Source organism: Clavibacter sp. B3I6, from assembly GCF_030816895.1.
In the GTDB taxonomy this organism is placed as follows: Bacteria; Actinomycetota; Actinomycetes; order Actinomycetales; family Microbacteriaceae; genus Clavibacter.
On sequence record NZ_JAUSYL010000001.1, the window covers coordinates 877,973 to 904,280 of the forward strand.

General features: G+C 73.3%; 28 protein-coding genes. 18 read left to right on the forward strand and 10 right to left on the reverse strand.

Going from position 1 to position 26,308, the window contains the following annotated elements; genetic code table 11:
- The first annotated feature begins 356 nt into the window (after positions 1–356).
- From QFZ62_RS04110 to QFZ62_RS04125, 4 genes are all read left to right on the forward strand, one after another.
- Positions 357–1,049, forward strand: coding sequence for an NTP transferase domain-containing protein (locus QFZ62_RS04110; protein WP_307502038.1), 693 nt, complete (start codon positions 357–359; stop codon positions 1,047–1,049).
- Between the two features lie 12 nt (positions 1,050–1,061).
- Complete coding sequence (locus QFZ62_RS04115) at positions 1,062–1,883, forward strand: ABC transporter permease (protein ID WP_373425937.1); 822 nt, start codon at positions 1,062–1,064, stop codon at positions 1,881–1,883.
- The gene (locus tag QFZ62_RS04120) at positions 1,883–2,671 is read left to right on the forward strand and encodes an ABC transporter ATP-binding protein (protein ID WP_307502043.1); all 789 of its coding nucleotides are present in this window, start codon (positions 1,883–1,885) and stop codon (positions 2,669–2,671) included. The genes QFZ62_RS04115 and QFZ62_RS04120 overlap by 1 nt, the downstream gene beginning before the upstream one ends.
- A 76-nt stretch (positions 2,672–2,747) precedes the next feature.
- Positions 2,748–3,059: a hypothetical protein gene (locus QFZ62_RS04125; RefSeq protein WP_307502046.1), complete on the forward strand. Its 312-nt coding sequence runs from the start codon at positions 2,748–2,750 to the stop codon at positions 3,057–3,059.
- On the opposite strand, the gene QFZ62_RS04130 is transcribed toward QFZ62_RS04125, so the two are convergent.
- A complete protein-coding gene (locus QFZ62_RS04130) occupies positions 3,049–3,372 on the reverse strand; it encodes a helix-turn-helix domain-containing protein (RefSeq protein WP_307502049.1) in 324 nt (107 codons plus the stop codon). The genes QFZ62_RS04125 and QFZ62_RS04130 overlap by 11 nt on opposite strands.
- Positions 3,373–3,522: 150 nt before the next feature.
- Between QFZ62_RS04130 and QFZ62_RS04135 the strand changes: the two genes are divergently transcribed.
- A complete protein-coding gene (locus QFZ62_RS04135; protein WP_307502052.1) occupies positions 3,523–4,272 on the forward strand; it encodes a hypothetical protein in 750 nt (249 codons plus the stop codon).
- Between the two features lie 42 nt (positions 4,273–4,314).
- Here QFZ62_RS04135 and QFZ62_RS04140 read toward each other — a convergent pair whose 3' ends face one another.
- The 7 genes from QFZ62_RS04140 to QFZ62_RS04170 form a co-directional block, all read right to left on the reverse strand.
- Complete coding sequence (locus QFZ62_RS04140) at positions 4,315–5,598, reverse strand: hypothetical protein (protein ID WP_307502055.1); 1,284 nt, start codon at positions 5,596–5,598, stop codon at positions 4,315–4,317.
- 97 nt (positions 5,599–5,695) lie between these two features.
- The gene (locus QFZ62_RS04145) at positions 5,696–6,571 is read right to left on the reverse strand and encodes a glycosyltransferase family 2 protein (RefSeq protein WP_307502058.1); all 876 of its coding nucleotides are present in this window, start codon (positions 6,569–6,571) and stop codon (positions 5,696–5,698) included.
- The gene (locus QFZ62_RS04150) at positions 6,568–7,389 is read right to left on the reverse strand and encodes a CDP-alcohol phosphatidyltransferase family protein (protein ID WP_307502061.1); all 822 of its coding nucleotides are present in this window, start codon (positions 7,387–7,389) and stop codon (positions 6,568–6,570) included. Before QFZ62_RS04150 ends, QFZ62_RS04145 begins: the two co-directional genes overlap by 4 nt.
- A complete protein-coding gene (locus tag QFZ62_RS04155) occupies positions 7,386–8,459 on the reverse strand; it encodes a glycosyltransferase family 2 protein (protein ID WP_307502064.1) in 1,074 nt (357 codons plus the stop codon). The genes QFZ62_RS04150 and QFZ62_RS04155 overlap by 4 nt, the downstream gene beginning before the upstream one ends.
- A gap of 145 nt (positions 8,460–8,604) precedes the next feature.
- Positions 8,605–10,140: a S1C family serine protease gene (locus tag QFZ62_RS04160; protein WP_307502067.1), complete on the reverse strand. Its 1,536-nt coding sequence runs from the start codon at positions 10,138–10,140 to the stop codon at positions 8,605–8,607.
- Positions 10,141–10,349: 209 nt separating this feature from the next.
- Positions 10,350–10,874, reverse strand: a complete 525-nt coding sequence (locus QFZ62_RS04165) for a hypothetical protein (protein WP_307502071.1) — start codon at positions 10,872–10,874, stop codon at positions 10,350–10,352.
- A gap of 365 nt (positions 10,875–11,239) precedes the next feature.
- Positions 11,240–11,659: a hypothetical protein gene (locus QFZ62_RS04170; RefSeq protein ID WP_307502074.1), complete on the reverse strand. Its 420-nt coding sequence runs from the start codon at positions 11,657–11,659 to the stop codon at positions 11,240–11,242.
- A 356-nt stretch (positions 11,660–12,015) separates the two neighbouring features.
- Here QFZ62_RS04170 and QFZ62_RS04175 point away from each other — a divergent pair, with 356 nt between their 5' ends.
- The 10 genes from QFZ62_RS04175 to QFZ62_RS04220 all read left to right on the forward strand — a co-directional run bounded on the left by QFZ62_RS04175 (position 12,016) and on the right by QFZ62_RS04220 (position 20,858).
- Positions 12,016–13,221 (forward strand): aminotransferase class I/II-fold pyridoxal phosphate-dependent enzyme, encoded by a 1,206-nt coding sequence (locus tag QFZ62_RS04175; RefSeq protein WP_307502077.1) that lies wholly within the window; start codon positions 12,016–12,018, stop codon positions 13,219–13,221.
- Positions 13,222–13,351: 130 nt separating this feature from the next.
- Positions 13,352–14,287: an ABC transporter ATP-binding protein gene (locus QFZ62_RS04180; protein ID WP_307502080.1), complete on the forward strand. Its 936-nt coding sequence runs from the start codon at positions 13,352–13,354 to the stop codon at positions 14,285–14,287.
- Positions 14,284–15,117, forward strand: coding sequence for an ABC transporter permease subunit (locus tag QFZ62_RS04185; RefSeq protein WP_307502083.1), 834 nt, complete (start codon positions 14,284–14,286; stop codon positions 15,115–15,117). Before QFZ62_RS04180 ends, QFZ62_RS04185 begins: the two co-directional genes overlap by 4 nt.
- A 95-nt stretch (positions 15,118–15,212) precedes the next feature.
- Positions 15,213–16,460, forward strand: a complete 1,248-nt coding sequence (locus QFZ62_RS04190; protein ID WP_307502086.1) for a sensor histidine kinase — start codon at positions 15,213–15,215, stop codon at positions 16,458–16,460.
- Positions 16,457–17,155: a response regulator transcription factor gene (locus QFZ62_RS04195; protein ID WP_307502089.1), complete on the forward strand. Its 699-nt coding sequence runs from the start codon at positions 16,457–16,459 to the stop codon at positions 17,153–17,155. Before QFZ62_RS04190 ends, QFZ62_RS04195 begins: the two co-directional genes overlap by 4 nt.
- Before the next feature lie 88 nt (positions 17,156–17,243).
- Positions 17,244–17,612: an ATP-dependent Clp protease adapter ClpS gene (gene clpS, locus QFZ62_RS04200; protein ID WP_307502092.1), complete on the forward strand. Its 369-nt coding sequence runs from the start codon at positions 17,244–17,246 to the stop codon at positions 17,610–17,612.
- Positions 17,609–18,109, forward strand: a complete 501-nt coding sequence (locus QFZ62_RS04205; protein ID WP_307502094.1) for a DUF2017 family protein — start codon at positions 17,609–17,611, stop codon at positions 18,107–18,109. Before clpS ends, QFZ62_RS04205 begins: the two co-directional genes overlap by 4 nt.
- Positions 18,110–18,198: 89 nt before the next feature.
- Positions 18,199–19,212: an NAD-dependent epimerase/dehydratase family protein gene (locus QFZ62_RS04210; RefSeq protein WP_307502097.1), complete on the forward strand. Its 1,014-nt coding sequence runs from the start codon at positions 18,199–18,201 to the stop codon at positions 19,210–19,212.
- A complete protein-coding gene (locus tag QFZ62_RS04215) occupies positions 19,209–19,859 on the forward strand; it encodes a DNA alkylation repair protein (RefSeq protein ID WP_307502100.1) in 651 nt (216 codons plus the stop codon). The genes QFZ62_RS04210 and QFZ62_RS04215 overlap by 4 nt, the downstream gene beginning before the upstream one ends.
- A gap of 93 nt (positions 19,860–19,952) precedes the next feature.
- Entirely contained in the window at positions 19,953–20,858 is a 906-nt protein-coding gene (locus tag QFZ62_RS04220) for a neutral zinc metallopeptidase (protein WP_307502102.1), read from the forward strand.
- 31 nt (positions 20,859–20,889) lie between these two features.
- Here QFZ62_RS04220 and QFZ62_RS04225 read toward each other — a convergent pair whose 3' ends face one another.
- Positions 20,890–21,174, reverse strand: a complete 285-nt coding sequence (locus QFZ62_RS04225; RefSeq protein ID WP_307502104.1) for a CDGSH iron-sulfur domain-containing protein — start codon at positions 21,172–21,174, stop codon at positions 20,890–20,892.
- Positions 21,171–22,313, reverse strand: a complete 1,143-nt coding sequence (locus QFZ62_RS04230; protein WP_307502106.1) for an iron-containing redox enzyme family protein — start codon at positions 22,311–22,313, stop codon at positions 21,171–21,173. The genes QFZ62_RS04225 and QFZ62_RS04230 overlap by 4 nt, the downstream gene beginning before the upstream one ends.
- 173 nt (positions 22,314–22,486) lie before the next feature.
- Here QFZ62_RS04230 and QFZ62_RS04235 point away from each other — a divergent pair, with 173 nt between their 5' ends.
- The 3 genes from QFZ62_RS04235 (at position 22,487) to QFZ62_RS04245 (ending at position 26,306) form a co-directional block, all read left to right on the forward strand.
- Complete coding sequence (locus tag QFZ62_RS04235; RefSeq protein WP_307502109.1) at positions 22,487–23,752, forward strand: ROK family protein; 1,266 nt, start codon at positions 22,487–22,489, stop codon at positions 23,750–23,752.
- A 172-nt stretch (positions 23,753–23,924) separates the two neighbouring features.
- On the forward strand, positions 23,925–25,313 hold the full coding sequence (locus QFZ62_RS04240) for an extracellular solute-binding protein (RefSeq protein WP_307502112.1): 1,389 nt from the start codon (positions 23,925–23,927) through the stop codon (positions 25,311–25,313).
- A gap of 3 nt (positions 25,314–25,316) precedes the next feature.
- Positions 25,317–26,306, forward strand: coding sequence for a carbohydrate ABC transporter permease (locus tag QFZ62_RS04245; protein ID WP_307502115.1), 990 nt, complete (start codon positions 25,317–25,319; stop codon positions 26,304–26,306).
- Positions 26,307–26,308: the final 2 nt, after the last annotated feature.

Here is a 26,308-nt window from a genome sequence, read left to right on the forward strand (position 1 = left end):
CCCGCGGCTGCGCACCGGTGTCGGACGTGGCGTCGGGGGAGGTCGTCTCGTCGGGGGCGTCGGTCACGCGCCCACGTTAGCAAGGCACCCCTCCGCGCCCGCCGCACCGTCCTCGATGCCGCGCCGGTGCCCCTCGCGGGAAGTGGTGAGGCACGCGGCGCCACCGTCCCCGCGGCTGGCCACATCACGAAAGGGACACGACAGCACGCGGGATCCCGCCTATTTCCCCGCCTGCGGCCTACGATGGAGGAGGCATGACGGAGTGTCGAACAGGAAACCCGCGGGTGAAGTCGCGGCGAACCCTCGACGCCCGAGGGTCCCGGCCGCTCTCGGCACCCGCATCGAACGGAGAACACATGACCACGCAGGTAGTCATCCTGGCGGCAGGCATGGGCAGCCGTCTCGGACGCAGCCTCCCCAAGCCCCTCACCGAGCTGAGCGACGGCCGCACCATCATGGGCCAGCAGTTCGACAACATCCGCTTCGGCCTCGGCGACGACGCCAAGGTGAGCATCGTCGTCGGCTACAAGCTCGACCACATCATCGACGCCTTCCCGGACGCCGACTACATCTACAACGAGCAGTACGACCAGACGAACACGTCCAAGAGCCTGCTCCGCGCCCTCCGCGCCTCGGGCCCCGGCGGCGTCCTCTGGATGAACGGCGACGTGGTCTTCGACCCGATGATCCTCCGCCGCGCCGCCGCGATGATCGCGCGCGACCAGTCCTTCGTCACCGTGAACACCTCCCGCGTCTCGGACGAGGAGGTCAAGTACACGACCAGCCCCGAGGGCTACATCCGCGAGCTGTCGAAGACCGTGAAGGGCGGCCTCGGCGAGGCCGTCGGCATCAACTACGTCTCCAAGGCGGACAAGCCGGTGCTCATCCGCCAGCTCGCCCGCGTCGGCGACCAGGACTACTTCGAGCGTGGAATAGAGTTGGCGATCGAGCAGGACTCCCTGCTCGTCGAACCGGTAGACATCTCCGACCTGTACGCGGTCGAGGTCGACTTCGCGGAGGACCTCGAGAGGGCCAACCTCTTCGTCTAGACCGCCTCGGGGATGCTGACGCAGAGGATCCCCGCCGTGCCCGATGCCGCTCCCGGCCGTGCCTCCCGCACCCCCGCCGCCCGGTACCGTCGCTCGCTCTGGCTCCTCACGACGCGCGACCTCAAGGTCCGCTACTCGACGAGCGCCCTCGGCTGGTTCTGGTCGATCCTCGACCCGCTCGTCATGTCGGGGATCTACTGGTTCGTCTTCACGGTCGTGTTCTCCCGCGACGTCGGCCAGGAGCCGTACATCGTGTTCCTCCTGGCCGCGCTCCTGCCGTGGATGTGGTTCACGGGCGCGACCAGCGACTTAACTAAGGCCTTCAGCTCGCAGGCGAAGCTCGTCCGCTCGACGCGCATCCCCCGCACCATCTGGGTGCTCCGGCTGGTCTTCGCGAAGGGGTTCGAGTTCCTGGCGAGCCTCCCGGTGCTCGCCGTCTTCGCGGTGGTCGCGGGCGCCCGCCTCGACGTGCACGTGCTCCTGTTCCCGCTGGCCGCGATCCTGCAGGCGGCGCTGCTGCTGGGGATCGGGCTGATCATCGCCCCGCTCGTCGTGTTCTTCCGCGACCTCGAGCGCGCCGTCAAGCTCGTGCTGCGCTTCCTCTTCTACGCGTCCCCCATCGTCTACTCGGCGCGGGACCTCCCGCCGGAGCTGCAGCCGTGGGCGGCGCTCAACCCGCTCACCGGCATCTTCGGCCTCTACCGGTCCGCCTTCTTCCCCGCGGAGCTCGACTGGTACGCCGTGGGAGTGTCCGCCGCGATCTCCGCCGCGCTGCTCCTCGTCGGCGCGCTCGTGTTCCGTCGCTCGCTCCCGGCCGTGCTGAAGGAGATCTGATGGCCGCACCGCACGAGCACCCGTCCGGACGCCCGGTCATCACGGTCGAGGACGCGGGCATCCGCTTCCGCCGCAACCGCAAGGCCCGTCGGAGCTTCAAGGACCTCTTCGCGGGATCTGCGCGACGCTCGCGCCCGGGCGAGTTCTGGGCCCTGCGCCACGTCTCGTTCGAGGTCCGTGCGGGCGAGGCGATCGGCGTCGTGGGCCGCAACGGCCAGGGCAAGTCGACCCTCCTCAAGCTCGTCGCCGAGGTCCTCATCGCCGACGAGGGGACAATCGGCGTGCACGCGGGGGTCGCGCCGCTCATCGAGATCACGGGCGGGTTCGTCAACGACCTGACGGTGCGCGACAACATCTACCTCACGGCCGGGCTGCACGGGATGTCGAAGGCGGAGATCGACGCGCAGTTCGACGAGATCATCGCGTTCGCGGAGATCCCCGAGTTCGTGGACACGCCCTACAAGCACCTCTCGAGCGGCATGAAGGTGCGCATCGCCTTCGCCGTCATCTCGCGCCTCGACGAGCCGGTGCTCCTCGTGGACGAGGTCCTGGCCGTCGGCGACAAGGCGTTCCGCGAGAAGTGCTACCACCGCATCGAGGAGATGCTGGCGGAGGGACGCACGCTCTTCCTCGTCTCGCACAACGAGCGGGACCTCCGCCGCTTCTGCACGCGCGGCCTCTACCTCGACAAGGGCGCGCTCGTGCTGGACGGGCCCATCGACCGGGTCGTCGACGCCTACAACGCCGACCACCATCCGCCTGCCGCGGCGGGCCCGACGGCGGGCTGAACGCCCCTCCTCCCCAGCACGCCCCTTCCACAGGCCCACTCCCCCGCACGTCGCACGCCGCCCCTACCGTGCACGCATGCTGCGACCCGTCCCGCCCCTGCCCGTCCGTCCGGATCCCGAGCCCGCGTACCGCGTGCCCTGGCACTTCGACCGCACGCTGGAGCGCCCGCGCTTCGCCCTGGTCAACGTCGGGGACGAGGTGCTGCACGCCATCTCGCTGCACCTGCTCGGCTCCGGCACGATGCTGTCGCGCGCTCCCGTCACCGTCCGACCCGGGGAGCGCCTGTCGACCACCATCCGCGGCGACGACCTCGCGCTCGACACGATCCTCGTGGTGCGCTGGTTCCGACCGGACGGGGGCGAGTACCTGTGGCGCGTCAGCTTCTGACGGGCGTGGTGCCGCGCCGGTCGCGCTCGCGCTCGAGGCGGATGAGGTCGGCGGGTGAGTCCCCGTCGTCCTGCGGCAGCATGTCGGCGGTGAGCCCGGTCACGAGCAGCCCGGCGTCCACGTCGAGGCCGCTCGCGATCTTGATGATGTTGCGGAGGCTCGGGTTCCGCTGGCCGCGCTCGATCTTGCCGAGGGCGGTCCAGTGGATGCCGGAGAGCTCCGCGAGCGTCTCCTGGCTGATGCCGATGCGCTGGCGCTGCTCGCGCACGCGGGAACCGAACTCGGCAGCGGCGTCGGAGACGGTGGTGACCATCCCCCATGCCTATCCGCCACGTGGGGGAAAGACCAGAGCGCACACGGCCCAAGCGTCCATGCCCGATGCTCAGAGGATAGGCCGGGCAGGTGGCAGTCCGGTCGACGAGGCGCGCGCGATCCCGACGGCCCCCGCGCGTAGGCTCGGAGCATGAAGGACGCTCCCGACCTCGACCCGACCGTGGCCACCGGCATAGATCGTCTCCTGTCCGTGCAGCGGCCCGTCGTGCTCGCTCACATCCGGTCGATCCGCGCACGCCACCCCGAGGCCTCCCCCGACCGCATCATCGCCATCCTCGAGAGCCGCTTCCTCGCCGCCGTCACGGCGGGGGGCGCGGCGGTGGGCGCCAGCGCGGTCATCCCCGGTGTCGGCACGGGCATCTCGCTCGCCCTCACCGGCGTGGAGACGGCCGGCTTCCTCGAGGCCAGCGCCCTCTTCGCCCAGTCCATCACCGAGGTGCACGGCATCACCGTCGAGGATCCGGCGCGCGCCCGTGCGCTCGTCATGACCATGATGCTCGGCGCGCCCGGCGCGCAGGTCATCCAGCAGTTCACCGGCCAGTTCCAGGGCCAGCCCGTCGACCGCAACGCGAACTGGGGACGCGCCATCACGTCGGGCCTGCCCTCCTTCGCCATCGGCCCCATCGCCGACCGGATCAAGCACGCGTTCGTCAAGCGCTTCATCGTGAACCAGGGTGCGAGCGCCATCGGGCGCGCGGTCCCCTTCGGCATCGGCGCCGTCATCGGCGGCACCGGCAACCGGATGCTCGGCCGCAAGATCGTGGCCAGCTCGCGGCAGGCCTTCGGCCCCGCGCCCGCCGACTTCCCGGCGGAGCTCGCGGTGCCGGAGAGGAAGCCCCGCGTCATCCGCATCGCGGAGAAGAGAGCCGCGAAGCGCTAGCTCCGCGTCGGCGCTCTCGTCGGCGCGACCGGGTCCCGACGGTCAGGACTCCTCGTCCTCGTCGTCGATCTGCTCGTCGGCGGGTGCAGCCGCCCCATCCCGGGCATGGAGCGCGGCATGCCGGTCCCACTCCCCCATCAGGCGCTCGATCGCCGCGTGGAAGCGCGCGGTCGCCGCACCGGGGGCGGTGTCGCCGAAGTAGTGCTGCACCCATGCGGCGAGTCGACGGTCCGCCGCGTCGTCGTGCTGCAGCGCGTCCAGGCGCGCGACGATGTCCTGCGCATCCTCCGCGGTCAGCCACTCGCAGTCGGAGAGGTAGCCGTCGGTGTCGATCTGCGCCTCGTCGCGCACGGGCCGCGTCACCATGAGCGGCCGCCCGGCCGCGAGGCGGTCGTAGACCATCGCGGAGATGTCGACGATGGCGAGGTCCGCGGCGGACAGCTGCCACGCGAGCTCGCGCGAGCGGTCCACGACGTGCTGCGCCGACGGATCCTGCGCGTTCGCCCGATCCAGCATGGCCGCGATCTCGCGGTTGGCCCGCGCGTACTCGGGGTCGACGACCCCGGAGCGGGGATGCGGCCGGTAGACGACGCGGTGCCGCCCGGTGGCGATGAGGTCCCGCACCAGGGGCACGCCGTGCGAGGCGATGGACCCGTACGCGGCGGCCGCGCGGTCCCCCTCCCAGGTCGGCGCGTACAGCACGACGGTCCGGTCGTCCGGTGCGTACGGCAGCTCGCCCGAGTAGTGGTCGGCCTGCGGGCGGCCGATGGGGATCGCCCGGCGGTCGAGGTCGTAGTCCCAGAGCACCTTGCCCAGCCGGGCGCGGGCGGCGTCGCCGGCGATGAGGCTGTAGTCGTAGGCCTTGAACTGGTTGGTCGTCATGTACATCTTGTCGGACTCGCCGTGGTTGACGAAGACGTGCCACCGGCGCCCGTACCGCATCATCTGGAAGTTGCGCGTGTTCTGGTTGACGTAGAGCACGATGCGGATGTCCTGCTCCGCGATGACCCGCTCGAGGTCGGCGACGCGGCGCACGTACTCGACCGGCAGCGGGCTCTCGTCGAGGAGCGCGGCCGCTCCGCTCGGGTGCCGGCTGAGGATCACGACCGGGTGCGTGCGGGCGAGCTCGAGGAGCGGCCGGTACCACTGGCGGATCTGGTACATGTTCACCGCCGAGTCCGCGAAGTACACGGCGATCCGGTACTCGCCGTGCGGCGACGGGGCCCGGAGCGCGAGCTTGCGCTGCAGGGAGCCGCGTGCACGGCGCTGCTGCACCAGAGAGCGGACAGCGCGTGCGCCCAGGCGAGCGTCGTTCAGGAGACCCATGCATCCACCGTAGCCAGCGCTCGGAGCGCCTCCGGACGAGCCCCGCTCGGGGGCGCGGAACGGTGTGGGATCGTGACCGACCGATGCCGGGTCACGATCAGATGACGGGCGGTCTGCCCGCGCGCGCCATGCGGACGACGGTGCTCCAGGACATGGGTCGGCGCACGCCGGGCGACGTCGACCAGCCCTCGCGCCAGCCCCGGATCCAGGTGCCCAGCCCGTCGCGGTTCCGTGCGCTGCGGATCAGCTGCACGGCCGTCCACGACGCGACGTACACGGGCACGAGCGGCAGCGGGAGGTTGCGTCGGGCCAACCAGACGCGGTTCCGCGCGTTGAGGCGGTGGTACTCCGCGTGGCGGGTGGGCGCGACGGCGGGGTGGTGGGCGACGAGGTCGCCGGCGTACCAGGCGCGGAGGCCCTGGTCCCACACGCGCCACGCCAGCTCGATGCCCTCGTGCGCGTAGAAGAACTCGCCCGCCCAGCCGCCGGCCGCCTCGAAGGCGTGGCGACGCACGACGACCGCGCCCTCGAGCACGGAGAGGACCGCGCTCGACCGGGCGGGATCGCCCTTGCGGATGCGCGGGATCCAGCGGCGGGGCGTGGCCGCTCCCGTCGGGTCGACGATGCGCGGCTGGATGAGCGCCACGTCGCCGATGCGGCGCATGAGGGAGAGGCAGTCGTCGAGGAAGGTCGCGCTCGGCACGGTCTCGTCGTCGTCGAGGAAGAACAGCGTCTCCCCCGCCACGTGCGGGACGCCGGCGTTGCGTCCCGCCGGGATGCCGAGGTTCTCCGGCAGGTGCAGGCCGCGGACGCCCGCGGGGAGCCCCTCGGGATCCCAGCCGTTGCCGGCCACGACCACGTCGACGACCACCCCCTCCTGCCGGAGCACGGAGGCGAGCGACGCCGCCAGCCCCTCGGGTCGTCGCCCCTGGCTGAGGACGACCACGCCGACGCGGGGCAGGCCGTCCGTCACGCGGAGGTCAGTCGACGGGAGGTGACGATCATGACGAAGTGGCCGACGAGCGCGAGCACGGCCAGCGGCACGAGCGCGACGAGCAGGACCCGGTCCGTCGCGGGCTGCCCCGCCACGAGGCCGACGAGCGCGACGGCGAAGACGACGATGGTGAGCTCGACCGAGTGGAACATGCGGTGGAACGGGAGGAAGCGCACGGCCCGTCGCGCGACGGCGATGAGCGACTGCTGCGAGGCGACGGTGCTCGCGCCGACGGGCGCCTTGGGCAGGTCGGCGGATGCGCGGGCGACCCGCACCATGTCGTTCAGGGCCTTGTTCAGCACCATCACCAGCGCCAGCGCGAAGGCGAGCGTCGTCCACGGCAGGTCGCCGGGCGCCTCGAACGGGTAGGCGGCGGCGCGGATCCCGAGCGCGAGGGCGATCAGGGTCTCCGTCGAGTAGTGGCCCACGGCGTCGAGGAAGTGCCCGACCGGGGACGAGGTGCGGCGCCAGCGGGCGACCTCCCCGTCGCAGCAGTCCACGAGCATCTGCAGCTGGCCGAGCACGAGCGCGAGCGCCGCACCCCCGATGCCGGGGATGAGCAGCGCCGCGGCCGCCGCCCAGCCGGTGAGGATCATGACCACCGTGACGCCGTTCGCGCTGATCCGGGTGCGCAGCAGCAGCCACGTGAGGTACGGCGAGAGGTCGCGCAGGTAGAGGTGCGCCGTCCAGTGCTCGGCGTTGGCGCGGAGCCGCACCTCGGGGGGCTGCGTCACCCGCCGCAGCTCGGCGATGGAGGTGGGCAGGCCGCGGTCGCCGGTGCCGGAGGAGGTGCTCATCTGCCCGTGTGCCCGTCGAGGTCGTCGGTGAGCTCGAGGAAGCCGAGCACGAAGCCGGTGCCCCAGCTGAAGTGGATGGACGGGAGGACCGCCGCGAAGCGCAGCATCGTCGCGGCGCCGTCCCGCGACGCGACCGTGACGGTGCTCACCAGGACGAAGCCGGCGTAGACGCCGGGCACGACGAACGCGGCGACGAGCCGACGGAGGCCGGGCACGCCGACGGCCGGGCCGACCAGGCCCGCGATCCCAAGGACGAGGCCCGCGGCGACCCCGGCCACCGCGACGGGCGGCACGAAGTAGCGCACGGAGTTCTGCCGCGTGTAGCGCCGCGCGAGCTCCCCGCGCCAGAGGCCCGTGGCGAAGAACTGGCGGATCAGCGCGCGGAAGGTGGAGCGCGGGCGGTACGTGACCTTCATCCGCGGGGTGAACCAGACGAGGCCGCCGGTCTGCCGAAGGCGCCGGTTGAGCTCCCAGTCCTGGCCGCGGCGGACGCCCTCGTCGAACAGGCCGACCTCCAGCAGGCGGTCGCGGCGGAACGCGCCGAGGTACGCGGTCTCCGCGGGCCCCTCCTTGCCGCCCACGTGGTGCGCGGTGCCTCCGAGCCCGACGCGTGCGCCGTATGCCCGGGCCACGGCCTTCTCGAACGGGGTGCGCCCCTCGGCCGACATGAGCCCGCCGACGTTGTCGGCGCCCGTCGCTTGGAGCGTCTCGACGGCGATGCGCGTGTAGTCCCTCGGCAGCAGCGAGTGCGCGTCGACGCGGATCACGATGGGGTGCCGCGTCGCGCGGATGGCCGCGTTGAGGCCACCGGGCGTGGATCCCGTGGGGTTGTCGACGCTGGTGATGCGCGGATCCGCTCGGGCCATCTCTCGGACGACCTCCGTGGTGCCGTCGGTGCTCGGCCCCAGGGCCAGCACCACCTCGACGTCGCCCGCGTAGTCCTGCTGCATCATGCTCTCGACCGCGGCGCGGACATGGGCCGCCTCGTTGAGGATCGGCATGACGTACGAGACGGCGGGCAGTCCGCCGGTGCTGCCGGCGACGGGTTCGCGTCGCGGGAGGTGCGCCATCTGTGCCGATCTCGTGAGGGAGGTGCGGCCGGGGCCTGTCAGCGGCCGAGCCTCGCAGCACTTTACCAGCCTCCTCGTCCGCCCTCGCCCACGACGACGAGGGGCGGACCGGCACCTGCCGATCCGCCCCTCGTGATGCGCGCGCCTACTGCTGCAGCGTGCCGAGCTCCACGTCGACCTGCTGCTTCTGACCGCCGCGGATCACGGTCAGCTCCACGTCGCTGCCGCCCGCGAGAGCGCGGACCTGCGCCGTGAGGTCGCTCGCCTTGCTGATCGGGATGCTGCCGAACGCGGTGACGATGTCGCCCTGCCTCAGCCCCGCGGAGGCCGCGGCACCGCCGCTCTGGACCTCGGCGATGAAGGCCCCGCCGACCGGGGTCGTGGAGTCGCCCGTGGCGACGTCGCGGACGCTCGCCCCGAGGAGCCCGTGGGAGGCGCTGCCGCTCTGGATGATCTCCTCGCCGACCCGCTTGGCGAGGTTGGACGGGATGGCGAAGCCGACGCCGATGCTGCCCGCGGTGGAGCTGGTGCCGCCCGCGTTCGCGATGGCCACGTTGACGCCGATGAGCTTGCCCTCGCCGTCGAGGAGGGCCCCGCCGGAGTTGCCGGGGTTGATCGCCGCATCCGTCTGGATGACCGCGAGGTTGATCGTCGCCGCCGCCTGACCCTGGGCGCCGGAGCCGCCCTGGCCACCGGATCCGCCCTGGCCCTCGTTGCCGAAGGGCCAGAAGTTGAACGGCGTCTCGTCGCTCTGGCTGCCGTCGCCCGGCGTCTCGGGAGCGGCGGAGGACGCGACCTGGATGCTGCGGTCGAGCGCACTGACGATGCCGTCGGTCACGGTGCCGGAGAGCCCGAGCGGAGCTCCGATGGCGATGGCCGTGTCGCCGACGTTGAGCTTCGAGGAGTCGGCGAACTCGATGGGCGTGAGGCCGGTCGCCCCGTCCAGCTTGATGACGGCGAGGTCGACGACGGGGTCCGTGCCGATGAGCTTCGCCGTGTACAGGGCGCCATCCGCGGTCTTGACCTGGATGGTCGCGTCACCCGTCTGGCCGTCGAGCGTGACCACGTGCGTGTTCGTGAGGATGTAGCCGTCGCTGGAGAGGATGACCCCGGATCCGGTGCCTCCGCCCTGCGCACCCGCGACCTCGATGGTCACGACGGAGCCGGACACCTTCGCGGCGACGGCGGTGATCGGAGTCGCATCGTCCGGGTCGTTGACGGTGATGTTGGCGGGCGACTGGCTGACCGACTCCGTGGAGTCCTCGTCCTGGGCGACGGTCCAGGCCGTGAGCCCGCCCGCAGCACCGCCGATGAGCGCGCCCACGGCGAGCATGGCGACGAGGGGCAGCGCCTTCGCGGTCCTGTTCCGGCGCGGAGGAGCGGCGGTCGTGGCGCCGTCGGCACCGGTACCGGGGTCGGCGGTGGGGGTCGTCGCCGCGGTCACGTGGTCGGAGGAGGGCTGCGCGGCCGGGCCGGAGCCGTAGACAAGCGTGTCGCGCTGATCAGGGCCGGCAGGAGCGGGATGGGCTGCAGCTGCGGGGCCGGAGGGTGCGGGCCAGGCTGCTGCCTCGCCTGACGACGGAGCGGGACTCGATGCCGGGCCGTCCGAGGACCCGTCGGCGCTGCCGTCGATGTCTCGGCGGCCCTCGTGCTCGTCTGCCCCGTGGGTTCTGTCGGTCATCGGTGGTGCTCCTCTCAGGTCCTGCCAGCATTCCGGGCGAGTCTGGGCGTTCTCTATGGCTGCCCTGACAGCGGGCCCTCCTTACCCGGCGGAGGATCCGCCGGTTCCCAGGACGAGGCCCGCATGACCCGGTTGCTGGTGTTGAGCGTACGCGTCGCGTCGGACGAGAGGGCCGAGCGCAGGGGGCTTGACCTGCCCTCGCTCCTCCGTCAACACCCGGGGCCGGCATGGGCCGATCCGCACGCCCCGCCGACCAGGACCGTGGACCCCTGCAGCACATGGATCACCACCGGACCGACCAGCACCGGGAGCGTGCCCGGGATCCGCTGCCACCCGCCCCCGTCGAACCGGTAGGACGGCGCATACGCGATCGTGAGGGAGATCTGCCGGTCCCCGACGCTCGCATAGACATGGCTCGTGTCCGTGGGGGTGAAGTCCTGCTGACCGAGCTGCTTCCACGACGCCCCCGGACCCTCGACCGTCGTGGCGGTGCCGTCGCCGTGATCCCAGGTGAACGACACCGGCACGAACCGCACCTGCGCCGGCCTTCCCAGCAGCGTCCCGTCGACCACATGCGCGGACGCGTCCGTGAGCAGGTTCACCGGCGCCCCGACCAACGCCCACCCGTTCGGCTGCGACCGGATCGATGCCGACCGCGGGACGAACTGCGCCACGTCCTCCAACATCACCCCCGGATCCGCGGGCGCGGCCGGTCCCGGATCGGCGGGCTTCACGGGTGGCTTCGCGGGCGGGAGGAACGCGTGCTGCCCGTCGAGGCAGGCGCCTCTCCCCGGCCGGCACGCCGTGTCGACGTCCGCGGCCAGGCGGTCCTGCCGGGGCACCGGATGCGGCACCACCGGGGCGCTCCGAGCTGGTCCCTCACCAGAGCGCACAGGATCCTCGACCGAAGATCCTTGTGGGCCCACAGGCCCTGTGGACACTTCCGCGTGCACTTGTACTGTCCCGTCGCCCACGGCACCCGAAGAACACGAAGGTGCTCGGGCGTAGCCGAGACCGCAGTAGCCGTCGACAGCGTCACTGGGAGCGGCGACCCATAACGAGCAGAACACGAGTCCGCACGACATTGCCGCTGCAGTCCTCAGTCGCATGCGTGCGTCTCCTCGTTCCTCACGGAGTCGCTGATGCGCCACGTGCCGTCGGCGATCCTCACTGCCTTGAGCTGCAGAGCCACCGCGTCAGTCCGAGCCGGAGTCACATCCTGACCGTCGGCATCCAATGTCCTGGTGCCGCTGATGTCTAAGCATGCTTGTGCCGTCATGTACTGGGTGCCTTGGCTGTCGGTGCCGCGGTCCGTGACAAGGAAGCCGCGAGCCATCGCTTTCCCGATCACCGTCTGATGGTGGTCCGTGCTGTATTCGATCGAGTCCAACTCCCCTTGGAGAGCGGATCCTGTCAACAATGGGGTGAGCTGGTTGGCTGATTCAGTACCGAGGTCGATCGACACGTATGTCGTGAACAGGACCTCGAATGCCTGATCGTCTTGCTGGTCCTGAGTCATGGTGGCCGAGGGCGCAGGTGCCGGCGAGACTGACGCGCCCTCCGCACATCCCGACAGCGAGACGGTCGCCAGCAGCAGGGCGACCGCGCATGTCAATGATGTCCTGCCACGCCCTCGTGCCCCCGAGTCGTACTGCCGCTTGTGCAAACCATGTCCTATCTGCCTCGGACCCGCGGTGGATTGGGGATGGTGAGGTAGCCGCAAGTGCAGGAAAAATAGCTCAGGCGGGCGCCGCACAGCATGCATCGCTCCACATCCCTCGGGACCTCATGTGCAGGCAAGGGCTGTGGAGGCCTCGCCCGCGTCTGACTGAGACGACAGGACCGCTGCGACGGCGACCGCGCCATGATGGGCGCATGACGATTCCCGGCGCGTGGGTGCGCGCGGCCCGCGGGGCCATGCTGCTGGCGCCGGACGGAACGCCCGGCACGACCGTGTTCGCGGAGATGAGCGCGCTGGCCGCGGCGACCGGGGCGATCAACCTGGGGCAGGGCTTCCCGGACGAGGACGGGCCGAGCGAGGTGCTCGAGGCCGCGCGCGCCGCGATATCCGCCGGCATGAACCAGTACCCGCCCGGCCGGGGGACGCCGGAGCTGCGCGAGGCGATCGCCGCGCACCAGGCGCGCTTCTACGGCCTCGCCGTGGATCCCGCCACGGAGGTGCTCGTCACCGCGGGAGCGACAGAGGCGATCGCAGCCACGCTGCTGGCCCTCGTGGAGGAGGGCGACGAGGTCGTCACGCTCGAGCCGTTCTACGACGCGTACGGCGCCCTCATCTCGCTCGCTCGCGGGATCCACCGCACGGTGCCGCTGCACGCGCCCGACTTCCAGCCGCACCCCGACGACCTGCGCCGCGCTATCTCGGACCGCACCCGCGTGATCCTGCTCAACGACCCGCACAACCCGACCGGCACGGTGCTCAGCCCCGAGATGCGCGCGCTCGTCGTGGAGCTCGCCGTCGCGCACGACGCCGTCATCGTGACGGACGAGGTCTACGAGCACCTGGTCTTCGACGCGCCGCACGTGCCCGTCGCGACCCTGCCCGGGGCGCGGGAGCGGACCGTGACGATCTCCTCCGGCGGCAAGACGTTCCGGACCACCGGGTGGAAGATCGGCTGGCTGACCGCCCCGGCTCCCCTCGTGACGGCCATCCTCGCGGTGAAGCAGTTCCTCACGTTCGTCAACGGCGCGCCGTTCCAGCCGGCCATCGCGACGGGGCTGGCCCTGCCGGACGCCGTCTTCGAGGGGATCGCCGCCGACCTGCGCCGCAAGCGCGACATCCTCGCGGCGGGCCTGACGGCGGCGGGCTTCCGCGTCCACCTGCCGGCGGCGGGCTACTTCGTCGTCGCCGACGCCGCTCCCCTGGGCTTCCGCGACGCCCGCGAGCTGTGCCTGCGGCTGCCGGAGCTGGTCGGCGTCGTCGGGGTGCCGCTGTCGGCGTTCTGCCGACCGCCGCTCGCCGAGGAGCACGCCTCGCTCGTGCGGTTCGCGTTCTGCAAGCGGACCGACGTGCTGGAGGAGGCGGCGAAGCGCCTCGCCTCCCTCGGGGACAGGACCGGCTGAGCCCGGCACCCTGGTACCACCGCCGCGCCGCGCCGGGGGCCGGAGGGGGGACGCCGCCCCGGGGACCCCGCACCTAACGTTGCTCACGCGGGCGCTGGGTCCGCGCAACCACCCTGAGGAGGCAGCGCGCATGATCGTCGCTGAGAACCTGACCAAGCGCTACGGCGCGAAGACCGCCGTGGACGGCGTGAGCTTCACCGTCCAGCCGGGCATGGTGACCGGATTTCTCGGCCCGAACGGCGCCGGCAAGTCCACCACGATGCGCATGATCGTCGGCCTCGACAGCCCCACCTCCGGCTCCGTCACCGTCAACGGCCGCCGCTACCGCGACCTCCAGGCGCCGCTCCACGAGGTCGGCGCGCTCCTCGACGCCAAGGCCGTGCACACGGGCCGGAGCGCCTACAACCACCTGCTCGCGATGGCCGCCACGCACGGGATCCCCCGCACCCGGGTGGACGAGGTCATCGAGATGACGGGCCTCCAGCCCGTCGCGAGGAAGCGCGTCGGCGGGTTCTCCCTCGGCATGGGGCAGCGGCTCGGCATCGCCGTGGCGCTCCTCGGGGACCCGCGCACGCTGATCCTCGACGAGCCCGTCAACGGCCTCGACCCCGAGGGCGTGCTCTGGGTGCGCAACATCACGCGCTACCTCGCCGGCCAGGGCCGCACCGTCCTCCTCTCCTCGCACCTCATGAGCGAGATGGCGCAGACGGCCGACCACCTCATCGTCCTCGGCCGCGGCCGGGTGCTCGCGGACGCTCCGGTCGCCGCGGTGGTGGCCGGCGCCACGAGCGGCCTCGTCCGCGTCCGGTCCCCGCACGCGGACCGGCTCGGCCAGGCGGTGGCGCGGCCCGACGTCGTGGTCACGAGCGTCGAGCGCGACGTCATCGAGATCACCGGGCTCACGGCCGCGCAGGTCGGCGACGCGGCCCTGTCCGCGGGCGTCGTGCTGCACGAGCTGACGCCCGTCACCGCGTCCCTCGAGGACGCCTACCTGTCGCTCACGCAGGGCGACGTCGAGTACCACAGCGCCGCGATCGGCACGACGGAGCAGGAGACCGCACGATGAGCACCACGACCTACGCCCCCGCCCCGGTGACCTCGGGCCGTCCGACCCTCGCGCGCCTCATGCGCTCCGAGTGGATCAAGCTCCGCACCCTGCGCTCGACCATCTGGTGCTTCGCGCTCGTCTTCCTCCTCCTCGCCGGCTTCTCCGCGCTGTTCACGCCGTTCGTGGTGGACCAGCTGCGGGAGCAGCTGTCCCTGCCGGGCGTGCCGGCGTCGGACCTGCTGGTCCAGGTCGCCCTCAGCGGCATCACGCTCGCGATGCTCGTCGCGGGCGTGCTCGGCGTCCTCGTCATCAGCGGCGAGTACTCGACCGGCATGATCCGCTCGTCCTTCAGCGCGGCGCCCCGTCGGCTCGGCGTCATCGCGGCCAAGGCGATCGTCTACACGGTCGTCACGTTCGTCGTCACGGCCGTCGCGGTCGCCGCCGCGCTCGTCATCGCCCGCGGGTACTTCGGAGCCGCCGGCGCCGACGTCGACCTCCTGTCGGGGGACCTCCTGCTCGCCGCGCTCGGCGGCGTGCTCTTCGTCGTGCTGATCGGCCTCATGGGCTTCGGCTTCGGCCTGCTGCTGCGCAACGGCGCGGCGGGCATCGGCGCCCTGGTCGGCCTCGTGCTGGTCGTCCCGATCGTGGGTTCGCTGCTCGGCGGCGTGCTCGACTGGGTCGCGGATCTCGAGCCGTACTTCCCGCTCAGCGCGGGCAACCGGCTCTACGCCACCGGCACCGCCGCGCCCGGCTCGCTGGAGTTCTGGCAGGCGCTGCTCGTCATGGTCGGCTGGGTCGCGGTGATCCTCGTCCCCGCTCTCGTGCTCGCCCGCAAGCGGGACGCCTGATCGACGCGGGCAGGAGGGCGCCGTCGGGCGCGGCGGACGTCGCCGCGCTCGACGGCGTCCGCCTGCCCACCCCGCCCGGCGCGATCCGCGGCTGGATGGCGCGGCACCCCCGCGTCGTCGACGCGGCCATCGCGCTCCTGTCCACGTGGGGCTCCATCGCGACCGGCGTCGCCCTCGGCAGCCGGTCGACCGTGCCCTCCGCGGGGATCGTGCTCGTCCTGCTGGCCCTCCTCATGGGAGCCGCGCTCATGTTCCGCCGCAGCCGCCCGGTGACCGTCCTCTCGGTCAGCGCCGCCTGCGCCGTCGCCGCCGCGATCATCTCCGGCACCTGGGACGGCGGCGCGATCCCCTTCGCTCTGTACGCGGTCGCCGTGCACGGGTCCTCACGGCGCGCCTGGATCGGCCTGGGCGGCGCGGCCCTCCTCGCCACGGTGATCGTGCCCCTGACGGCGGGCACCGGGCCCCTCGACCTGTCGGCCGCGACCCTGCTGATCGCCAGCCTGATCCCCATGCTCATCGCCACGCTCATCGGCACCAACGTGGGCGGCCGGAAGCGCTACGTCCAGGCGCTCCGCGACCTCGCCGTCCAGCTCGCCCGGGAGCGCGACCAGCAGGCGCGGCTCGCGACGGCGGCCGAGCGCACGCGCATCGCGCGGGAGATCCACGACATCGTCGCCCACGGGATCACCGTCATGGTCACGCTCGCGGACGGCGCCAGCGCCAGCGCCGTGGCCCGGCCGGAGCTGGCGCGCGACGCCATGCGCGAGGTCGCCGACACCGGCCGCACCTCCCTCTCCGAGATGCGCAGGATGCTCGGCGTGCTCGCGGAGGAACCCGGCGACGTCCCCGCCGACGCCCCGTCGCTCCGCGCGCCGCAGCCCGGCCACGCCGACCTCGCCGCGCTCGTCGACTCGTTCCGGTCGACCGGCCTGCCGGTGCGCTTCACCAGCACGGGCACCCCGCCGGACGACCCGGGCCGTCAGCTCGCCGTCTTCCGCGTCGTGCAGGAGTCGCTGACCAACGTCCTCCGGTACGCGCCCAACGCCGACCGCGTCGAGGTCCGCGTCGACCACCGGCCCGACGAGATCGTGGTCGAGGTGACCGACGACGACGTGACCGGCCCGGTCGTGCCGCCCGTCCCCGGCAGCGGGCGCGGGCTGGTCGGCGTCTCCGAGCGCATGGCCGTGTACGGCGGCACGGCGTCCGCCGGCCGCCGCGAGAACGGCGGCTGGCGCGTGCACGCGCGGCTCCCCGGCGGGCTGCACGACGTGCGGCCGGGCGACGCGACCCGATCCCCCACCGCCCCCGCCGACGCCCGCCCCCGCATCCAGGAGGACCGATGACCGACAGCAGCACCCCCGTCCGCGTGCTCATCGTGGACGACCAGGCGCTCGTGCGCATGGGCTTCCGCATGGTGCTCGACGCGGAGCCCGGGATCGACGTGGTGGGCGAGGCCGCCGACGGACGCGCCGCGGTGTCGCGGACGGATGAGCTCCGGCCGGACGTCGTGCTGATGGACGTGCGCATGCCGGGCATGGACGGGATCGAGGCCACCACGGAGATCGTGGCGCGGCACCCCGCGACCCGCGTGATCGTCCTGACCACTTTCGACCTCGACGAGTACGCGTTCGCAGGGCTGCGCGCGGGCGCGAGCGGCTTCCTCGTCAAGGACACGCGTCCCGAGCACCTGATGCAGGCGATCCACGCGGTGGCCGACGGCGACGCCGCCATCTCCCCCCGGGTCACGCGCCGCATGATCGAGCTGCTCGGCACCGCGATGCCCGCTGCCGGCGCGGCGGCCGGGACCGGCGAGGGGGCGGGGGACCCGCGCCTGCGACCCCTCACCGCCCGCGAGCTGGAGGTGCTCACGGCGCTGGCCGAGGGGCTCACCAACCAGGAGATCGCGGGCCGGCTGTACCTGTCCGAGTCGACCGTGAAGACGCACGTGGGCCGGGTGCTCGCGAAGCTCGACGTGCGCGATCGCGTCCAGGCCGTGATCCTCGCGTACGACTGCGGGCTCGTGCGGCCCGGTGCGTGAGGGCGCGCGGGCCGGGTCGCCGGGGTCCCGCGCGGCGGGAGAGGATGGTCCCGCCGGCCGCACGCCGGGACGGACCCACAGGAGCGCGATGACCACGACCGCCCAGGACGCGCGCGTCCCCCTCCCCCGGGCGCGACGCGCCGCCGATCCGCCCGCGGGCGATCCGGGAGCGGGGACGAGCACCGGCGCCGACACCGGCCTCCTCGAGCGCGCGTCGACCCCGCCGGTCTGGAGCTGCGTCGTGTGGAACGACCCCGTGAACCTCATGACCTACGTCTCGTACGTGTTCCGCAGCTACTTCGGCTTCCCGCGCGAGCGCGCCGACGAGCTCATGCTCCGGGTGCACGAGGACGGCCGGGCGGTCGTGGCCACCGGCATCCGCGAGGAGATCGAGCGCCACGTGCTCGCCATGCACGGCTACGGCCTCTGGGCCACGCTCGAGCGGGTCGACGCGTGAGGGCCTTCCGCGCGCGGCCCGACGGCACCGTCGCCGCCCACGTCGAGCCGCACGAGGTCGCGATGCTGCGGGGACTGCTCGACGAGCTCCGCGGGATCCTCGACGAGGGGGCCGTGGGCGACGGCGCCCCCTCCCCCGTCGCCGGGCGGCTCCTGCCCGACGCGTACCCGGGCGACGCCGAGGCGTCCGCCGAGTTCCGCCGCTTCACCGCATCCGACCTCGCCGCGGGGAAGGCCGCGGACGCGACCGCGGTCGAGGCGACCCTCGCGGAGGCCGACGCCCGCGGGGCCGGACGCCGCGGGCTGCTGGTGGTGCTGGATCCGGCGGGCGCGCAGGCATGGCTCCGCACCCTCAACGACCTCCGGCTCGCGATCTCCGTGCCGCTGCGGATCGACGAGGCCGACGGATGGCGCGACCGCGCACCGCGGGAGAGCGCGAGCCTGTACGACTGGCTGACCTTCGCGCAGGGGTCGCTCATCGACGCCGTCGACCGCTGACCCGGCCCCTCCGCAGGCGCGGCGAGCATGATGGAGGGGACCCGCGGACCCGCCGGCCCGATGGGCCGTGTCCGCAGGAGAGGAGCAGCATGCGCGTCGTCGTCATCGGAGCGACCGGGAACCTCGGGACCGGGGTGCTCCGGCGCCTCCACGCCGCCGAGGCGGACATCGTGGGGGTCGCGCGGCGCATGCCCGACGCCTCCCTCGAGCCGTACTCCGGCGTCACCTGGCGGCTCGCCGACATCGGGGCCGCCGGCGCCGTCTCCGGGCTCGCAGCGACCATGCGCGGCGCGGACGCCGTGATCCACCTCGGCTGGGCCCTGCAGCCGAACCACCGCGAGCGCGTGATGCACCGCACCAACGTCGTCGGCACCGCGCACGTGCTCGAGGCCGTCGCGCAGGCGGGCGTGCCCCAGGTGGTCGTCGCGTCCTCCGTCGGCGCGTACAGCGCGGCGCCCAAGGACCGGCCGCGGGACGAGTCGTGGCCGACCGGCGGGATCCACACCTCCCACTACTCCCGCCACAAGGCCGAGAACGAGCGCGCGATGGACGCGTTCGAAGCCGCGCACCCCGAGGTCGTGGTGACGCGCATGCGGCCGGGCCTCGTGATGCACGACGAGGCCGCGGCCGAGATCGCCCGCCTGTTCCTCGGGCGCCGGATCCCCACCCGCTGGCTCGGCCTCGCCACCCGCACCCCGGTGCTGCCGCTCCCCCGCCAGCTCGTGTCCCAGGTCGTGCACAACGAGGACGTCGCGGACGCGTTCTGGCGCGCGGTCGAGCGGCGCGCGCCCGGCGCGTTCAACATCGCGGCCGACCCCGTCGTCGATCCGGCCCTCGTCGGGCGCCTCCTCGACGCCCGCGTCGTGACCGTCCCCCTCCCGGTGCTCCGGGCGCTTGTGTCGGCGAGCTGGCGGCTTCGCGTGCAGCGGACCGACCCGGGCTGGATCGACATCGCCGCGAACGCGCCCGTCATGTCGACCGAGCGCGCCCGCGAGGTGCTGGGCTGGGCGCCGACGCACCGCGCGGAGGACGTCCTCGCCGAGTTCGGCCGCGCCTTCGTCCACCGCACCGGCCGCGAGGGCTCGGCGCCGCTCGCCGGATGACCGGGGACGCCGACTTCGTCGCGACCGCGCTCGAGCGCGAGGGCGACGGGTACCGCGCGGAGGCGGAGCGGGAGCGGCTGCGGTCGGACCTGGAGTTCGTCGGCGCGTCCGTCGGCGCCGTCCGCGGCACCGTGCGGGACCTCGGACGACGCCATCCCGGCATGACCCGGGACGAGGCGGTCGCGCTCGCGTCCGAGCTCTGGCGCTCACGGGTCTACGAGCGCCGGCTCGCGGCGGTCGTGCTGCTGCAGGCCCACGTCCACGGGCTCGACAACGGCGACCTGACGCGGATCGAGGGGTTCGTGCGGGACGCGCGGCTGCGGGCGCTCGTGGATCCGCTCGCCCTGGACGTCATCGGCCCGCTGGTGGAGCGCCTGGCCGGGCCGTCGCGGGCGAAGGCCGACGCCGCGCTCGACCGCTGGGCGGGCGAGGAGGATGTGTGGCTCCGTCGGGCCGCCCTGCTCGCGCCGTCCCGGCCGCTCCGCGCGGGCGGCGGCGACTGGGACGGGTTCCTCCGCCGCGCCCGGGCGGCGCAGGGAGCGCCGCGCGGCGGGCACGACGTCGTGCGGGAGGCCGTGGACCGCGTGCGCGAGATCGTGCGCGACGCGCGCCCCGACCTCGCCGCGGATCCCGTCCCCGGCGGCTGAGCGTCGGCGGCCGCGGTGCGTGGCCGCCCGCGGTGGCTGGCCGCCCGCGGCGCCGGGCCGGACGTCCCGCCCGCCCGCCGGTACGGTCGGGACATGACCTTCGACGACGACGCCCGCATCGACAGCAGCAAGGTCACGCGTCGCCGTGGCCGGGGACGCACCACCGGCATCGCCGCGGGCGGCGGCGGGCTCCTCGTCGTGGTCGCCGTCGTGCTCGTGCAGCAGTTCACGGGCGTCGACATCTCCGGCCTCGTCGGGGGCGCGGGCGGCGGCGGGGGCGGATCCTCCCAGCAGCAGGACGAGGCGCTGACGGGCTGCGACACCGGAGCCGACGCCAACGCCGACATCCAGTGCCGGATGGCCGGCGCCGCCGACTCCCTCGACACGTACTGGGCCGCGACCGCGCCCGACGTGGGCATCGCCGACTACGGCACGCCCGGCTTCGTGCTCTTCGACGCCGCGACGACCACGGCGTGCGGCGACGCCACGAGCGCGACCGGGCCCTTCTACTGCCCGCCCGACCGCAGCCTCTACATGGACACCACGTTCTTCGACGAGCTGCGAACCCGCTTCGGCGCGTCCGGCGGCCCGCTCGCGCAGATGTACGTCGTGGGCCACGAGTGGGGCCACCACATCCAGCAGCTGTCGGGCGCCTTCGACCGCGCCGACCGCACGGGCACCGGCCCCGAGTCCGACTCCGTGCGGCTCGAGGTCCAGGCCGACTGCTACGCGGGCGCGTGGGTGGGCGCAGCCTCCGAGATCCGGGACGACGGCGGCACGGCGTTCCTCGAGCCGGTCACGCCGACCGAGATCGCCGACGCGCTGGACGCGGCGGCCGCGGTGGGCGACGACCGGATCCAGGAGGCGAGCGGCGCCGAGGTCGACCCGCACACCTGGACCCACGGATCCGCCGAGCAGCGCCAGCGCTGGTTCGAGGCGGGTCGCGCGGGCGGCCCCGCGGCGTGCGACACCTTCGCGGTGCCGGCCGGGCGCCTCTGACGCCCGGCCGGCACCGGATGCCGCGCCGGCGTCAGCCCTCGGCGGGCGCGGGCGGAACCGTGCGGAAGCCGACCAGCCGGTGCGTGCCGTCGCAGTAGGGCTTGATCGAGGACACGCCGCAGCGGCAGAGCGCGACCGTGCTGCGGGTGCGCGGCACGGGCCGGCCCTCGGGATCCACGATCTCGAACTCCCCGCGCACGAGCAGCGGGCCGTCCGGGTACGCGATGATGCGCGGCGGCTCCGCGGCGGGCGACCGCACGGGTGCGGGCGGCGCGGGACGGGCCGGCCGGTCGTCGTCCGCCGGCAGCGCGGTCACGCGGCGCTCGGCGCGACGTCGTCCCGGACGGCCGTCGAGCCCGCCCGCAGGGACGAGAGCCCGGACGTCCAGCTCGACAGGACGTGCGCGCCGACCCAGCCCTCGACCTCGAGGCAGGCGGCCGCGCCGAACAGCACGTCGTCGAGGAGGTGCGGCTCGGACTCGACGAGCCCGCCCGCGAGGTCGTGGGCCGCGATCTGCTCGTGGACGGCGTCGGCCTCCACGTGCTCGTCGTAGTACCAGGCGACGTCGTCGCCGAAGCCGAGGCGGCGGATCCCGCTCGCGTAGAGGCGGCTCGGCACGCTCGAGGTCATCTCGAACGCGGCGAGGTGGCCGACGATCGCGCCGCGGAGGCGGCGGTGCAGGCCGAACAGGGACATCGTGTTCGACGACGTGAGCGTGATCGCGGGGACGTCGTCGAGGTAGGCGCCGTAGCGGTCGTCGAGGCCGACGCCGCGGAGGGTCGCGCCGAAGATCGTCGCGTGGACGCGCTCGGGGCGCCCGCCGCCGTACTCGTCGGCCTGGATCTCCACGAGCGCCGCCTTCGCGCGTCCGCGGAGCCGCGGGATCGCCCAGGAGTGCGGGTCGGCCTCGCCGAGCGTGTAGATCGAGCGCTGCACCAGGAGCTCGCGGAGCTGCGCGACGCTGGCCTTCCGGGCGACGAACCTGGAGAGGGACGGGCCGGAGTCCGCCGAGGTGAGGGCGAAGAGCGCGGCGGCGACGCCGGCGGAGGTGGGCTCGGGGAGCTCGGGGACGGTGACGCGCTCGCGGAGGGCGGCCTCGACGGCGCGCTCGAGGATCCCGCGGACCGCGAGGAGGCGGGGGTCCCACTCGCGGTCATCGTCCACGCCCTCGAGGCCCGCGTGGTGGAGCTCGTACAGGCAGAACAGCGCCAGCTGGACGTCGTCGTCGCGCATCACGTCGTCCGTCGCGGCGAGCGCCTGCATCGCGAGCGCGGCGAGGTCGGGGCCGGCCGCGATGGCGAGCGCGTCGGCGGCGGTGCCGACCCCGGTGCCCGGCGCGGCGTCGGCGCCGACGAGGTCGGCGAGGAGCGCGGCGCTGAGCGGGCCGCGCGCGGCGGGGAGGGGGGACGGACGGGTGCGGACCGCCTCGTGGGCGGTCTCGAGCAGATCGGTCATGGGTCCACCCTGCCTCGACCCCCCATGGCGGGGTCGGGCGTGTCGGCGTCACCCCCGGTGAGCGGTAAGGAGGAGCCCGCGCGGAAGCGAGGCGGCGCGACCGGGCCCGCGCATCCGGGATACTGCCGGGAGGCCCGCGCGCGACGGGCGACGCCGGCGCGAGGAGGTGCCCCATGCGACGCGGCACGAACCTGCCCGCCATCGGCGGCTACAACCGCACGGTCGTCCTCGACGCCGTGCGCCGCGCGGCCGAGGGGGCCAGCCGTTCCGAGATCGCCGAGCGCACGGGCCTCAGCGCGCAGACCGTCACCAACGTGTCGCGCCGCCTCATCGACGAGGGCCTCGTGCGCGAGGGGGGCACCGTGATCCGCGGCCCCGGCAAGCCCCGCACCCTCCTGCACCTCGTGGCCGACGGGCGCTTCGCGGTGGGCGTGCACGTGGATCCCGCGGTCATCACCTCCGTGCTCCTCGACCTCGAGGGCACGGTCCTCCGACACGTCAGCAGCCCGACGCCGTCCGCGTCGCGGCCCGACGAGGTGGTCGCGCTCGTGGCCCGGCTCGTCGACGGGCTCATCGCCGACGCGGGGGTCGACCGGGCGGCCGTCCTGGGCGTCGGCCTCGCCGCGCCGGGGCCCATCGACGTGGGGGCGGGCCTGGTGGTGGACCCGCCGATGCTCCCCCGCTGGCGGCACGTCCCGCTGCGCTCCGCGCTCAGCACCGCGACGGGCCTGCCCGTGCTCCTGGAGAAGGACGTGACCGCGGCCGCCGTCGCCGAGCTGTGGTTCGGCACCGGGGACCGCCGGCACCTCGCGTTCGTCTACTACGGCACGGGCTTCGGCACCGGGCTCGTGCTCGGCGGCGAGCCCGTGCGCGGCGCGAGCTCCAACGCCGGGGACTCCGGCCACATCATGGTCGCGTCACGCGGGACGCGCTGCACGTGCGGGCGCGTCGGCTGCGTGGGCGAGCTCATCACGCCGCACGCGCTCGTGCGGCAGGCGGTCGAGGGCGGCGTGCTCACCTCGGGCGACGTGTCGGACGCCGCGCTGGCGGAGGCCGCGGCGAGCGGCGACGCCGTCGACATGCGGCTCATCGGCGAGGCCTTCCACGCGCTCGCGGCGCGCGCGGACGCGGAGGACGGCCCGGCCCGGCGCATCGTGGAGGCCGCGGCCCGGCACCTGGCCCGCGCCATCGTGATCCAGGTGAACCTGCTCGACCTCGACGAGGTCGTCTGCGGCGGCCCGTTCTGGCCGCCGATCGCGCGCCTCGTGCTGGCGACCCTGCAGGAGGAGGTGCGCCGGTCCCCCGCCCTCATCGCGAAGCACCCCGTGCGCGTGGTCGAGTCGGCGGTCGGCGCGGACGTCGCGGCCGTGGGCGCCGCGTGCCTCGTGCTCGACAACGCGTTCTCCCCGCGTCCGTCGGCGATGCTCATCCGGGGCTGACCCGCGGGGGCACGCGGCGGGCACGGCCGGGGCCGCGTCCGCTGTCCGGAGGGCACCACCGTCACCGGATCGTCACCGACGATGTCTTGACATGGATTAGTCCATACGTTTGGCTAACCCCGACGAGCCGCGACGATGCCGCTCGTCCGATCCAGTGGAGCAAGGGAGCACCATGACGAACCACCTGCCGCACCGCAGGACGCGAGCCCGCGTCCTCTCCATCACGGCGGCGTCCGTCGCCGCCCTCCTCCTCGCGACCGGCTGCTCGGGCGGCGCGGGCGGCGGGGACGGGAAGACCCTCAAGGTCGCGTACCAGAAGTTCGGCACGTTCACGCAGATGGACGCGCACATGAAGGAGACCGCGGAGTCCTTCGAGGCCGCGAACCCAGGGATGAAGGTGGAGCTCGTGCCCATCGCCGCGCAGAACGACGACTACTTCACGAAGCTCGCGCTGATGAACCGCTCGGCGTCGACCGCCCCCGACGTGATGTACGAGGACACCTTCAAGGTGAAGTCCGACGCCGCCGCCGGCTACCTCCTCCCCCTCGACGACCAGGTCGCCGGCTGGGAGGACTGGGACATGTTCTTCGACTCCGCCAAGGAGGCGGGCGTCGGCGAGGACGGCAAGGTCTATGGGATCCCGATGGGCACCGACACGCGCGCCCTCTGGTACAACAAGGACCTCTTCGCGCAGGCCGGCCTGCCCGTGCCGTGGGAGCCGAGGACGTGGGACGACGTGCTCGACGCGGCGAAGACGGTCAAGGAGAAGCTGCCGGACGTCGTGCCCATCAACGTCTACTCCGGGAAGCCGCAGGGCGAGGGCGCCACGATGCAGGGCTTCGAGATGCTGCACTACGGCACCCCCACCGGCACCCTGTTCGACGACGCGAGCGGCAAGTGGCTCACCGGCTCGCAGGGCTTCATCGACTCGCTCGGCTTCATCGAGGACGTCTACCAGGGCGGCATCGGCCCGAAGCCCGAGGAGGCGCTCGACACGAACATCTCCACCATCGTGGGCGGCGAGTGGCTGCCGGCCGGGAAGCTCGCCATCGACCTCGACGGATCCTGGCTGAGCGGCACGTGGCTCGAGACCGGCACGAACCCCTGGCCCGAGTGGAGCGACGTGATGGGCCAGGCGCCCATGCCCACGCAGGACGGCGCCGCCCCCGGCGCGGTCAGCATGTCCGGCGGCTGGACCCTCGCGGTCGGCGCGAAGACGAAGGCCCCCGACAAGGCGTTCGAGTTCATCGCGGACGCGCTGGACAAGGACGGCTCCAAGGCCTACGACATCGCCGCCAGCCAGATCGCGGTGCGGAGCGACGTGGCCGACGACCCCGAGTACGTCTCCTCGAACCCGACCTTCGAGTTCTTCTCCTCCATCGTCGACGTCACGCACTTCCGCCCGGCGACCACCGACTACAGCCGCATCTCCAACGCCATCACGGTGGCGATGGAGTCGGTGATGACCGGCCAGCAGTCGCCCGAGGAGGCGGCGGCCGCGTACGACGAGGCGCTCGTCGGGATCGTCGGCGAGGACGGGACCCAGAAGGCCGAGGACTGATCCGTGGCGACCATCGCCCCCGTCCCGGTCGGCCGCGAGGCCGGCCGGTGGGGCACCGCGGGCCCGGGTGACGGGCCCGGGTCGGGCGGGCCGTCGCCGGTCCGCCCGGGCCGGGCCCGCGCCCGCGCGCTCCGCACCGGCGCGCGCACCATCCCGCTGCTGCCCTCGATCGTCCTGCTCGCCCTGTTCCTCCTCGGTCCCGTGATCTCGAGCCTCTACGGCTCCTTCACCGACGCGTCCCTCACCGGGTACGCGGCCGGCGGGGCGCAGTTCATCGGCTTCGACAACTACACGGCGCTGTTCGCGGATCCGGACTTCCCGAAGTCGGTGCTCCTCACGCTGGCGTTCGTGTTCTTCTCCGCGGTCGTCGGCCAGAACGTCGTGGGGCTCGGCCTGGCGCTCCTCATGCGGCAGGGCAACCGGGTCGTCCGCGCGGTCGTCGGCACCTTCGTCATCGCGGCGTGGGTGCTGCCGGAGATCGTCGCCGCGTTCGCCGCGTACGCGTTCTTCAACGACTCGGGGACGCTCAACACGATGCTCGCCGCCGTCGGCATCGAGGGCGCGAACTGGCTCTACGGCCTGCCGCTGCTCTCGGTGATCCTCGCGAACGTGTGGCGCGGATCCGCCTTCTCGATGCTCGTCTACTCGGCGGCCGTCCAGGAGGTGCCGCCCGAGATCACCGAGTCGGCCGAGGTGGACGGGGCGACCGGCTGGCAGCGGCTCGTCTTCATCACGCTGCCGGTGATCCGCCGCAGCATCTCGACGAACCTCATGCTCACCACGCTGCAGACGCTCTCGGTCTTCACCCTCATCTTCGTGATGACGGGCGGCGGCCCCGGCACCAGCAGCTCGACCCTGCCGATCCTCGCCTACCAGGAGGCGTTCCAGTTCTCCCAGCTGGGCTTCGGCACCGCGATCGCCACGATCATGCTCCTCGTGGGAGCCGTGTTCTCGGTGATCTACATCAGGGCCCTGCGCCCGGAGGTGGACTGACC

What these genes read in the sequence shown, in the direction of transcription:
- QFZ62_RS04160 (WP_307502067.1), bottom strand. Translation starts at nt 10,140, where the DNA reads ATGACCGACAGAACCCACGGGGCAGACGAGCACGAGGGCCGCCGAGAC.
- QFZ62_RS04110 (WP_307502038.1), top strand. Translation starts at nt 357, where the DNA reads ATGACCACGCAGGTAGTCATCCTGGCGGCAGGCATGGGCAGCCGTCTC.
- QFZ62_RS04175 (WP_307502077.1), top strand. Translation starts at nt 12,016, where the DNA reads ATGACGATTCCCGGCGCGTGGGTGCGCGCGGCCCGCGGGGCCATGCTG.
- QFZ62_RS04125 (WP_307502046.1), top strand. Translation starts at nt 2,748, where the DNA reads ATGCTGCGACCCGTCCCGCCCCTGCCCGTCCGTCCGGATCCCGAGCCC.
- clpS (WP_307502092.1), top strand. Translation starts at nt 17,244, where the DNA reads ATGACCACGACCGCCCAGGACGCGCGCGTCCCCCTCCCCCGGGCGCGA.
- QFZ62_RS04135 (WP_307502052.1), top strand. Translation starts at nt 3,523, where the DNA reads ATGAAGGACGCTCCCGACCTCGACCCGACCGTGGCCACCGGCATAGAT.
- QFZ62_RS04190 (WP_307502086.1), top strand. Translation starts at nt 15,213, where the DNA reads ATGGCGCGGCACCCCCGCGTCGTCGACGCGGCCATCGCGCTCCTGTCC.
- QFZ62_RS04130 (WP_307502049.1), bottom strand. Translation starts at nt 3,372, where the DNA reads ATGGTCACCACCGTCTCCGACGCCGCTGCCGAGTTCGGTTCCCGCGTG.
- QFZ62_RS04115 (WP_373425937.1), top strand. Translation starts at nt 1,062, where the DNA reads ATGCTGACGCAGAGGATCCCCGCCGTGCCCGATGCCGCTCCCGGCCGT.
- QFZ62_RS04230 (WP_307502106.1), bottom strand. Translation starts at nt 22,313, where the DNA reads ATGACCGATCTGCTCGAGACCGCCCACGAGGCGGTCCGCACCCGTCCG.
- QFZ62_RS04155 (WP_307502064.1), bottom strand. Translation starts at nt 8,459, where the DNA reads ATGGCGCACCTCCCGCGACGCGAACCCGTCGCCGGCAGCACCGGCGGA.
- QFZ62_RS04220 (WP_307502102.1), top strand. Translation starts at nt 19,953, where the DNA reads ATGACCTTCGACGACGACGCCCGCATCGACAGCAGCAAGGTCACGCGT.
- QFZ62_RS04240 (WP_307502112.1), top strand. Translation starts at nt 23,925, where the DNA reads ATGACGAACCACCTGCCGCACCGCAGGACGCGAGCCCGCGTCCTCTCC.
- QFZ62_RS04235 (WP_307502109.1), top strand. Translation starts at nt 22,487, where the DNA reads ATGCGACGCGGCACGAACCTGCCCGCCATCGGCGGCTACAACCGCACG.
- QFZ62_RS04170 (WP_307502074.1), bottom strand. Translation starts at nt 11,659, where the DNA reads ATGACTCAGGACCAGCAAGACGATCAGGCATTCGAGGTCCTGTTCACG.
- QFZ62_RS04185 (WP_307502083.1), top strand. Translation starts at nt 14,284, where the DNA reads ATGAGCACCACGACCTACGCCCCCGCCCCGGTGACCTCGGGCCGTCCG.
- QFZ62_RS04210 (WP_307502097.1), top strand. Translation starts at nt 18,199, where the DNA reads ATGCGCGTCGTCGTCATCGGAGCGACCGGGAACCTCGGGACCGGGGTG.
- QFZ62_RS04150 (WP_307502061.1), bottom strand. Translation starts at nt 7,389, where the DNA reads ATGAGCACCTCCTCCGGCACCGGCGACCGCGGCCTGCCCACCTCCATC.
- QFZ62_RS04120 (WP_307502043.1), top strand. Translation starts at nt 1,883, where the DNA reads ATGGCCGCACCGCACGAGCACCCGTCCGGACGCCCGGTCATCACGGTC.
- QFZ62_RS04140 (WP_307502055.1), bottom strand. Translation starts at nt 5,598, where the DNA reads ATGGGTCTCCTGAACGACGCTCGCCTGGGCGCACGCGCTGTCCGCTCT.
- QFZ62_RS04180 (WP_307502080.1), top strand. Translation starts at nt 13,352, where the DNA reads ATGATCGTCGCTGAGAACCTGACCAAGCGCTACGGCGCGAAGACCGCC.
- QFZ62_RS04215 (WP_307502100.1), top strand. Translation starts at nt 19,209, where the DNA reads ATGACCGGGGACGCCGACTTCGTCGCGACCGCGCTCGAGCGCGAGGGC.
- QFZ62_RS04195 (WP_307502089.1), top strand. Translation starts at nt 16,457, where the DNA reads ATGACCGACAGCAGCACCCCCGTCCGCGTGCTCATCGTGGACGACCAG.